At 61.2% G+C, this 9,251-nt stretch carries 10 protein-coding genes and 1 pseudogene; 7 read left to right on the plus strand and 4 right to left on the minus strand.

The genetic code is table 11. The features are described from left to right. Positions 1 to 21 precede the first annotated feature (21 nt). On the minus strand, positions 22 to 783 hold the full coding sequence (locus tag CPCC7001_RS15130; RefSeq protein WP_156796719.1) for a hypothetical protein: 762 nt from the start codon (positions 781 to 783) through the stop codon (positions 22 to 24). A gap of 179 nt (positions 784 to 962) precedes the next feature. Further along, the gene (locus tag CPCC7001_RS15135) at positions 963 to 1,547 is read right to left on the minus strand and encodes a hypothetical protein (protein ID WP_156796720.1); all 585 of its coding nucleotides are present in this window, start codon (positions 1,545 to 1,547) and stop codon (positions 963 to 965) included. Between the two features lie 787 nt (positions 1,548 to 2,334). Here CPCC7001_RS15135 and CPCC7001_RS06850 point away from each other — a divergent pair. The 4 genes from CPCC7001_RS06850 (at position 2,335) to CPCC7001_RS06865 (ending at position 6,607) form a co-directional block, all read left to right on the plus strand. Then, the gene (locus CPCC7001_RS06850; RefSeq protein ID WP_006911572.1) at positions 2,335 to 5,517 is read left to right on the plus strand and encodes a DUF3427 domain-containing protein; all 3,183 of its coding nucleotides are present in this window, start codon (positions 2,335 to 2,337) and stop codon (positions 5,515 to 5,517) included. A gap of 51 nt (positions 5,518 to 5,568) precedes the next feature. After that, entirely contained in the window at positions 5,569 to 5,763 is a 195-nt protein-coding gene (locus CPCC7001_RS06855) for a hypothetical protein (protein ID WP_006910830.1), read from the plus strand. Then, positions 5,760 to 6,149: a type II toxin-antitoxin system death-on-curing family toxin gene (locus CPCC7001_RS06860; RefSeq protein WP_006909744.1), complete on the plus strand. Its 390-nt coding sequence runs from the start codon at positions 5,760 to 5,762 to the stop codon at positions 6,147 to 6,149. Before CPCC7001_RS06855 ends, CPCC7001_RS06860 begins: the two co-directional genes overlap by 4 nt. A gap of 68 nt (positions 6,150 to 6,217) precedes the next feature. Next, entirely contained in the window at positions 6,218 to 6,607 is a 390-nt protein-coding gene (locus tag CPCC7001_RS06865; protein WP_006909543.1) for a hypothetical protein, read from the plus strand. Positions 6,608 to 6,762: 155 nt separating this feature from the next. Here the strand turns inward: CPCC7001_RS06865 and CPCC7001_RS06870 are convergent, their stop codons facing one another. Beyond that, positions 6,763 to 7,008, minus strand: a complete 246-nt coding sequence (locus tag CPCC7001_RS06870; RefSeq protein ID WP_071778285.1) for a HepT-like ribonuclease domain-containing protein — start codon at positions 7,006 to 7,008, stop codon at positions 6,763 to 6,765. 39 nt (positions 7,009 to 7,047) lie between these two features. Continuing rightward, positions 7,048 to 7,341 carry a nucleotidyltransferase family protein gene (locus CPCC7001_RS06875; protein ID WP_043368733.1) on the minus strand — a complete coding sequence of 98 codons (294 nt, stop codon included), beginning with the start codon at positions 7,339 to 7,341 and terminating at the stop codon, positions 7,048 to 7,050. Positions 7,342 to 7,613: 272 nt separating this feature from the next. Between CPCC7001_RS06875 and CPCC7001_RS06880 the strand changes: the two genes are divergently transcribed. The 3 genes and pseudogenes from CPCC7001_RS06880 (at position 7,614) to CPCC7001_RS06890 (ending at position 9,083) form a co-directional block, all read left to right on the plus strand. Further along, positions 7,614 to 7,814, plus strand: coding sequence for a hypothetical protein (locus tag CPCC7001_RS06880; protein WP_043368735.1), 201 nt, complete (start codon positions 7,614 to 7,616; stop codon positions 7,812 to 7,814). Between the two features lie 195 nt (positions 7,815 to 8,009). Continuing rightward, positions 8,010 to 8,426 (plus strand): annotated as a pseudogene (locus CPCC7001_RS06885) (alkene reductase); the annotation flags it as partial. A gap of 411 nt (positions 8,427 to 8,837) precedes the next feature. Further along, positions 8,838 to 9,083 (plus strand): hypothetical protein, encoded by a 246-nt coding sequence (locus CPCC7001_RS06890; RefSeq protein WP_006910254.1) that lies wholly within the window; start codon positions 8,838 to 8,840, stop codon positions 9,081 to 9,083. Positions 9,084 to 9,251 lie beyond the last annotated feature (168 nt).

The raw sequence follows: 9,251 nt of genomic DNA on the forward strand, positions 1-9,251 counted from the left end.
GGCGTCCCTGGCTAGCAGTTATCACGCAAGAGGGAAAGCAGGTAACCCACGGAGTTCTTGAGCAGTCAATGGTTCAGGAATTTTCTTGAAGAGTTCAACACTTTTAGCCGCTCGGATTCCCACATAAAAGCCGTAGTCAAGCATCAAGCCCTTGTAGCGCCTCCCGGCCTCGCGTGGTGTAATACCTTCGTGGAGAACATGAAGAAGGCGTAGGGCAACTAGCTTTTCAATCATCAAGTACTCAGCGTTATCATTTCTTATTTCAACTAGGAACGCGTTAGTCTTATGTTCTCTGACACAAAAGTTGCGCACCTTGGCCAACACAGTCTTTATGCCACTGACGTCTATAGAGGCATCTGTCTCAAGGTGACGCAACTTATCCTCTGCCATTTCAGATGCCGCTGCATTGACGCTAGTGATTGACACCTTCTTTTGACCCTTGACAGTTGCACGTGTCATGGCTTGGGAGAAAAGATTTAGTGCATCTCTAGGTACTCCTGCAGCAACCCATACTAGACGACCAAGCACGCCAGGGCCGCAAAGAAAACTGATGTCGGGTAATGCTGAGTACAACGCATAGGCATCCAAAATGCTTTGAATGTGCTCCAGTGACTTCTCAGGCATAGTTAGATTATAGTCAAGTCTGAGCACTTGAATGTCATGCGGTGGCTCAAGTCCTTGCCGTGAATCAGGGTCCCATAAATGCGTAAACTGTTCAATTCCAGAAAGTTTAATGTAAATTCGATTTCCACGTGCTATGGAATAGATTTTTGACAGAAGCAACGGCTGGAGAGTCCTGTGGATGACATGAAGATCATCAAGGAAAACCGTAACGCTTCCATATTTATCACTAATCGGTTCAATAGCCCGCCGAATCTTAGGCAGAAGTACGTCGAGGGCGTGTTCTGATATCTTCTTTGAATTCCCTAAGTTATCAAGCCGTTCAAGAAGAATATCCAGTTCTACACCTGACGGTGAAAACCCTTGAGTTGACGTAGTATTTCGACGAACGTATCAATTATAACAGGTATGTCATTTCTGCCTGCGTAAGCTTGCATCGCAAGCCAAGCATAAGGTCGTTTTTCTAATGTCCGCTGATACATTGCATAGGCGAGCAAGCTGCTCTTGCCTGAACCCCTTCGGCCAAATAGTGCATGATTACCATTCGCAGTGACTTGCTCTTCCAAGCCAAAGACCGAGCGTATGTATCTGTCGATGAAGTCTCCAGCCTCAAAGCTATATCTGTCAACAGTTAGACTTTCAGCCAGCTTAGACCGAAGAAGTCGTGACTCAGGGAGCACGAGGCGATCCCCAGGCGTGGGCTTCAATCGCTTAATCGTTGCTCTATTCTCAAATATCTCACCTTGAGGCAATTTTTTGTAGGTTGCTTGTAGTGCACTAAATACTCGCTCTGTAGGATGCACAACATAGATTACCAGGTAAGGCCCGTCAGCTCGCTCTAGGATCTCATATGGAGCATTCGCTAGACCGGATTGTTTTTCAAACTCTTTTAGAAACTCATTGGTTGACTCAATAGGGTAATTCATGGCTTAGGCAAGACCTCTGGCGGACAAGTAGTGCTTGGCTTCGTCCAAAAGCTGATGCACGAGACGCACCGCATCTACAACAGGTATCAAGAGATCTAGCTCTGTCGCTTCATGGTCATAGTCCGCAAGATTGCGATCTGATCGAAGATCGACAAGCCGAGTTTTGTAAGTATCTCGATTTGGAAAATCATCAGGAAAGCTTCCGACATTCTTATGATCACTTACATCTGTGGAGTATGAGCCTTCAACGAACAAGTGGATTGCTCGTCGAGCGTGAAAAGCAGCATAATATAGACTTGACATTTTCTGCCTCCAGTGGCTACGACTTAAGTCATTAGCGAAGGCATAGTGTTCATTCGATAGCCGGAGCAGGCCAAGTGCATTTCTACCAACCTCTTGGGCAATAGCAGAGCGCCCGTTATCGTCAAGGATTCCCGCAAGATTTTGCTCCATGCGTCGTACATTTGACGCAGCCTTCAGAAGGTGAGGAGTCTGAACTGCCATTTGAATTGGTCACAGGTGCAGCTTAGCGCTGCATTGTGTGGATAATTGTCGCACGCCCAAATTGTTATTGGGCGGATCCGCCTAAATCTCTAAACGCCCTCGACCCGTCCGCGCAAGCGGCGAATCTCATCAGCCTGGCAACAGCAGACCCCCTTTCCAGCTACCCCATCTGGCCCTGTCCTTTCAGGCTTGGGTCAGTTTATGCGGACCCGCATAAAATTCCCAGTTCTGGCTTTTGCCCGCCACTGGGCTGCAGGGCCTTCGGTAACAGGCCTACCCACTCATGTCCGACCAGGCGCTACCTGCAGGCCTCTTCGACCACCCCTTCAGCGAAGCCATCCACCAGGCCCTCGCTTGCGGACCGGCGGGCCTGCACCACCTTGATCCACTCGACCCCGCCGAAGCCCCCCAACGCCTGGCCCGCTACCTGCGCGAGCTGAGCGAAGCAGCCCTGGCCTCGTTACCAGAAGCCCAGCGGCAGCAACAGCAGCTGGCGCTGGTGAACCAGATCGTGGCCCTGCTGCACCAGAAGGTACCCGCCGCCGTCCACCCCGGCGACCAGCTGCACCCCAGCGCTCGGCTGCTGCGAGAGCTGCGCGATGCTCCCTTGCTCCCAGGCCAGGCCCCCATCACCCGGCCCCTGATCCCCCTGGCCGATGGCACCCTGCTGATTAACGCTCCCAGCGAGCCCAGCGTGGGCCTGGCTTTGCAAGCGGAGTGTCCTTCAGCTGATCGGATCGACCTGCTCTGCGCCTTCATCAAGTGGAGCGGCCTGCGGCTGCTGCAGGAGCAGCTGAGCGCCCACCTCAACGCCGGCCGCCCCCTGCGCGTACTCACCACCGTGTACATGGGCGCCACCGATCGCAAGGCGCTCGACTGGCTGGTGGCCCGCGGGGCCCAGGTGCGCGTCAGCACCGACACGCGCCGCACCCGTCTGCACGCAAAGGCCTGGCTGTTTCACCGCGCCAGCGGCACCAGCACCGCCTACATCGGCTCCTCCAATCTCTCCCATGCCGCCCTGGTGGATGGCGTGGAATGGAACGTGCGCCTGGCAGCCCTGGAAACGCCGGCGATGCTGCGCAAGTTTCAAGACACGTTCGAGGCCTACTGGGAGGAGGGTGAGTTCGAGCCCTACGGCGCCACTGCCGAGCAGCAGGCCCGCATCGACCATCAGCTGGCCCTGGCCCGTGGCGACGACTCCGCTATTGGATCCGCCGCACCGGTGTGGTTCGACCTGCGGCCCTACGCCTACCAGCGCGAGATGCTCGATCAGCTGGCGGCAGAACGCTCGCTTCACCACCGCTGGCACAACCTCGTGGTGGCGGCCACCGGCACCGGCAAAACCGTCCTCGCCGCCTTCGATGTGGCCCGGCTCCATGCCGACTTTCCCGAGCGGTTCCCCTCGCCCGATCCGCCGCCATTGCTGCTGATCGCCCACCGCAAGGAAATCCTGCAGCAGGCCCTGGCCACCTTTCGCCAGGTGCTGCGCGATCCCTCTTTCGGCGAACTCTGGGTGGATGGCGAGCGGCCCAGCCAGTGGCGCCATGTGTTCGCCTCCGTGCAGTCGCTCAGCCAGCAGGACACGGCTGAGATTCCCGCCGATCGCTTCGACGTGGTGATCGTGGATGAGTTCCACCACGCCGCTGCAGCCAGCTACCTGCGCTGGCTCGACCACATCACCCCCAAACTCCTGCTCGGCCTCACCGCCACCCCCGAGCGCGCCGACGGGCTCGACATCCTCCACTGGTTTGGCGGCCGCATCGCCGCCGAGCTGCGCCTCTGGAGTGCCCTCGATCAGGGCCTGCTCAGCCCCTTCCACTACTTCGCCGTAGCCGACGCCACCGACCTCTCCGCCCTGGAATGGCGCCGCGGCGGCTACGTACCGGCCGAGCTCAGCACCCTCTACACCGGCGACCACCGCCGCGTGGATCTGATCCTCAGCGAGCTCGACAAGAAGCTTGCCGATCCATCCCGCATGCGGGCCCTGGGCTTCTGCGTGAGCGTGGAGCACGCCCACTTCATGGCCGAGCGCTTCCGCGCCCGCGGCCTCAATGCCGAAGCCCTCGATGCCAGCAGCCCCGCCGATGTGCGTCGTGATGCCCTGCGCCGCCTCCAGAACGGAGAGCTGCAGATCCTCTTCGCCGTCGACCTCTTCAACGAGGGGCTCGACATTCCCGCGATCGACACCGTGCTGCTGCTGCGACCCACCGAGAGCGCCGTGGTGTTTCTGCAGCAGCTGGGCCGGGGCCTGCGCCTCTCCCCCGAAACCGGCAAGAGCTGCCTCACCGTGCTCGATTTCATTGGCCAGCAGCACCGCCGTTTCCGCTTCGATCTGCGCTACCGCGCCCTGCTGGGAGGCAGCCGCCGTCAGCTGGAAACCCAGCTGGAACAGGGCTTTCCCTTCCTGCCGCCCGGCTGCCGGCTGGTGCTCGACCGGGTGGCGTCTCAGCGGGTGCTCGACAACCTGCGCCAGAGCCTGCCCAGCCGCCGACCACAACTGATCGAGGAGCTGCGCGCCCTGGCGGCCGAGGGAGTGATCGGCCCCGCCTCCGGCCTGGCCGACTGGCTCGACGCGCTGGGCATGGAGCCGGCGGAGTTTTACGGGATATCCACCGCCCGGTTTCCTGTGAGCTTCACCGCGCTGCGGCGCGAGCTGGGATGGCTCAGCGTCGGGCCTCACGCGGAGGAGGAGCGGCTCACGCGTGCCATCGGCGCCGGCCTGCTCCATCTGGACGACCCCGATCGCCTGCATTGGCTGGCTGCCCAGCTGCAGGCCGACGCACCTCCTGATGTCACCGGTCTGGGCGATCGCGAGCAGCGCCAGTGGCTGATGCTCACCGCCCAACTGTTCGGCACCGGCAAGCGCTGGACGCCCCTGGCCGAAGCCCTGGCGGTGCTCTGGCAGATGGGTGCCTGGCGAGTGGAGCTGGTCCAGCTGCTGGAGCTGCTGGCCGAGCAGGCGGATCACCGGCTCTACCCGTTGCCCTGGGCGTTGCCGGCGCCGTTGCGCGTGCATGGCCGCTATACCCGCGCCGAAATCGAAGCGGCGTTCGGCATCCTCCACGACGACGCCCCCTGGATCCACCGCGAAGGCGTGCTCTGGCACGAACCCAGCCAGACCGACCTGCTGTTCGTGACCCTCAACAAGAGCGAAGCCCTCTTCTCCCCCTCGACCCGCTACCGCGACCTGGCCCTGGGCCCGTCCCTGTTCCACTGGGAGAGCCAGAGCACCACCACCGCCGCCTCCCCCACCGGTCAGCGCTATGTCCACCACGAGGAGCGGGGCTCGAGGGTGCTGCTGTTTGTGCGCGAACACCGCAGGCAGGGCGGTGTCACCGAGCCGTTTCGGTGTCTGGGGTTTGCCCGGTATGAGAGCCACGAAGGGGAGAGGCCGATGGCGATTCGGTGGCGGTTGGAGCGGGCGATACCGGCGGCGTGGATGCCGGCCATGGCGTTGGCGGTTTGAGGGGGCAACCCCCATCAACCCCTCCTAAAGTGAGAGTCTTGGAGGAGTGACATGGCCCTCGCCATCAATCTCAATGAAGAGCAATCCCGTGCCCTCGCCGAGGTGGCTGTACGGCTCAATGTGGCCCAGCAGGACCTGGCGGCAGCCGCCGTTCGCGATCTGTTGAGCAGGCCCTCCGCCGACTTTGAAGTCGCCGCCTCCCAAGTGCTGGCAAAGAATGAGGAGCTCTACCGGCGCCTGGCTTGATCCGCTTTCTCAGCCTCAGCGAGGTTCTGGAGCTGCATCGCCGTCTGATCGCCACCTCTGGTGGATTGCCCGGATTGCGGGACCTTGGCCTATTGGAGGCGTCACTCTCGCAGCCCCGCCAGACATTCTCGGGTACTGATCTCTATCCCACTCTCGTCGATAAGGCAGCAGCCCTTGGGTTTTCTCTGATCAGGAACCATCCCTTTTTGGATGGCAACAAACGCATCGGTCATGCCGCCATGGAAGTCATGCTGATGCTGAACGGGTATGAACTGACCGCTTCGACGGAAGCAGCGGAAGCCACCATTCTGGCTGTGGCCTCCGGAGCGCTTGGGCGCCAGGCCTTCAGCAACTGGGTTCGGCAAATGATCAAGAGCTTGGAATGAGGTGATTCTGCAAAAAGATCACCTTCCGCCTAGGCACTCACTCCGGAACGGCCGACCAGGGTTCATCCATGGAGCACCTCACCATGGTCACTCGCCTCGCGCACGCTCGGATCGCCACCCCGATAGCGGACTTCTATCTCCTCTGGCCGCCGGACCAGGAGATCCAGGGGGAATCGCACCTGGCAGAGTCAGCAGATCTCACGGATCGTGGCCAGGTGGCGACCCTGGAAGGGCATCACCACCAGGACGTCGGCATCGGAATCCCAGCGCGTCGCCACGAGCCAGAGGTGTCGGCGTGGTGGTCATGGGCCTCATCATCGCGAGGCTTCCAAGAACAGGCCACGGTGCCCTGGGCCCTGCCGGTGCCCCTGAGCGTCCAGGGCCGCTACAGCCGCGCCGAGATCGAAGCGGCCTACTGCTGCGCAGAAACCTTGCGGCTACGTGCGGGAACACCGTAAGCAGGGCGGTGTCACCGAGCTGTTTCGGTGCCTGGGCTTTGCCACCGACGAAAGCCACGAGGGGGAGAGGCCGATGGCGATCCGTTGGCGGCTGGAATGGCCAATCCCAGCGGCGCGGATGCCCCCCATGGCCATGGCGGTTTGAAGGAGGGGCGTCAGCAAGGGTTCAGGTCCTGCAGCAGCACACGGCAATGGGCCTTGAGAGTAGGCAGATCAACCTGAATCGAACCCCACACAAGGCGATCACTCACGTTCAGATATTCATGGGTCAACAGATTGCGAAAGTCGATGATCTGTCTCCCTTCCGGTATGGAGGCGAACAGATCTGGCAACCTGCGGGAGATCACCTTAAGCGCCTTTCCAATGATGATGAATTCCCGCTCCACTGCCGAGCGGATCAGGCGGCTTTGACCATAGTTGGATCACGCTGCATAGAGCCTCTACTTGCCAGCTTCGATCGAAGCCTTGATGTAGGGATTGCGAACCGCGTCTTCCATCACAAGGTCAACCGGGGCTGGGAGTTGCTGGCGAAGCTCATTCAGCAAACTGAAGTAGGCTTTGTAGAGAGCTCCCGCATCACAGGGCGGGAATTCCACCAGCAGGTCGATATCACTCACGCCTGGTTGGTACTGGGAGCCCACAACAGAACCGAAGGCATGCAGCCGCGCCACATGATGGCGACGGCATGCCTCTGTGATGGCCTCACGTTGCTGTGGAGTCAGTGCGATGGTCATGGCCCCATTGTGACCTGCCTTCATCGAGGTGATCGGATTCGCTGTCATCTCCGGAACACCGACAGGCTTCTGCGCCGCGGCCCCCTGACCCGTGCCCTGCCAGTGCCCCTGGATCCACCGCGAAGGCGTGCTCTGGCACGAACCCAGCCAGACCGCCGCGGCCAGACCGATCTCATGACAGCCAGCAGCTCCCTTCCGTGCAGGCTGGTGGGTTGATGGCTCACAATGCCGCCCACGTTCCGCTCCGGCGCCCTCTGCCTGAAGAGCCGCTGATGACCAGGCCCCCCACATCCCGGCTGGAGACGTTCGGCCGCTTTCTGCTGCGCGGCCTGCGCATTGGCGCCAGCACGGTGTCGGTCGTGGAGCTGCTGCGCAACCACTGGACCGGCGGCATCAGTGCCGGGCTGGCCTGGTTGGTGTTTCTGCTGGTGGAGCGGCGGCTGCCGCCCGTTCCTGCGGATGCTGAGGACTGATCTTGAGTTCGCGGTGGCCGGTGGAAGGATCGAGCTCCCGACTGAACCGCCACTCCGGCAGCAGCCCCACCACCAGTTCGGCAGTGGTGCGCACCAACGAGCCGGCGCCGAGGTGGCCACGCCGGCCTGAGATCCGGAGGCCCCGATCGTTTCCCCGGTGGTACGCATTTGTGAGGGCAGGAAGACCACCAACAGAACGGCGGCCGGCAGGCCCGCAACGCCATGGCCGCCGGCTTCGACGGTGTGGAGGTGCACGGCGCCAACGGCTACCAGGTGGATCAGGTCCTGCGCGACAGCACGAACCACCGCAGCGACCCCTACGGCGGGCCGCTCCACCACCGCGCACGGCTGCTGCTCGTGGGGCTGCGCCTCTCCCCCCTCAACAGCTTCAACGACAGCGCCGACAGCGATCCGATCGGTGTGATCACCTGGCTGGTTCAGCAGCTCAATGACCTGCCGCTGGCCTACCTGCACCTGATGCACGGCGATGTGCTCACGACGGCCCGGGAGCGCATCCGCCGCGGCGCCGTGCTGAATGCCGCCGATCCGGCCACGTTCTACAGCCCGGGCCCTGTGGGGTACACCGATTACCCCACCCTCGCGGCGGCCTGACTCTCTGTCAGGCGACCACTGAGCGGCAGGGGGATGGTGGTGTCGGCCAGTTGGGGCAGGTCACGGTCCCATCCCCCACGGTCAACGAGCCATCCCCAAACGGCGCGGGGTTCGGGGTTGCCGCTGCCTGAGCGGGAGCACCGTTGGCCCACTGGCTGGCCAGTGATCGAGTCGCCTGGTGACTCCGACATTCATCACGACAGGAAGCTGATCGCCGCAACTGCCGGAGATCTGGGCAGAGGAGAGCCGTGTAGAGCAGCCGGTGGGCTGGTGGTGAGGCCTGAGTTCGTGTTCTACCTGCGTTCTCCGGGATGAAACGGTCCGCCGAGGGGCAAGAGTGCCATCGCTGAATCCTGCTAGCGTTGCGGAGACAAACTTCAAAGTCCTGGTTGTCAACGAGGCACAGACAGCATGAAACCGATCGCGATCGTCACCCTCATGGCCGCAACCATCACCTCCACGGCGGGTGTGATGGTGGCACGACCCGCCCAGGCCAATCAGCCCAACATGAAGGCGGCATTGGTGAACCTCAAGCAGGCCAAGCAGAGTCTGGAGCAGGCCACCCATGACAAAGGCGGCCACCGTGTCAAGGCCATCCAGTTGATCAACGAGGCGATCGAAGAAGTGAAAAAGGGTATCGATTCCGGCCGCATGTAGGCCGCTCCACCGCGGTTTCGATGGATCACCTTGGCCAGATCACCATCAATCCGGCGGTGCGTTGGAGATGTTCTGCCTCGGCATCGGGAATGCCGGCAATGCCACAACCGCAGGTCTGCCTGTGAACAATCGCGAGGCAATTGAAGCCTTCTCGACCCATCCCGAGGC

The organism is Cyanobium sp. PCC 7001 (assembly GCF_000155635.1).
Lineage (GTDB): Bacteria > Cyanobacteriota > Cyanobacteriia > PCC-6307 > Cyanobiaceae > NIES-981.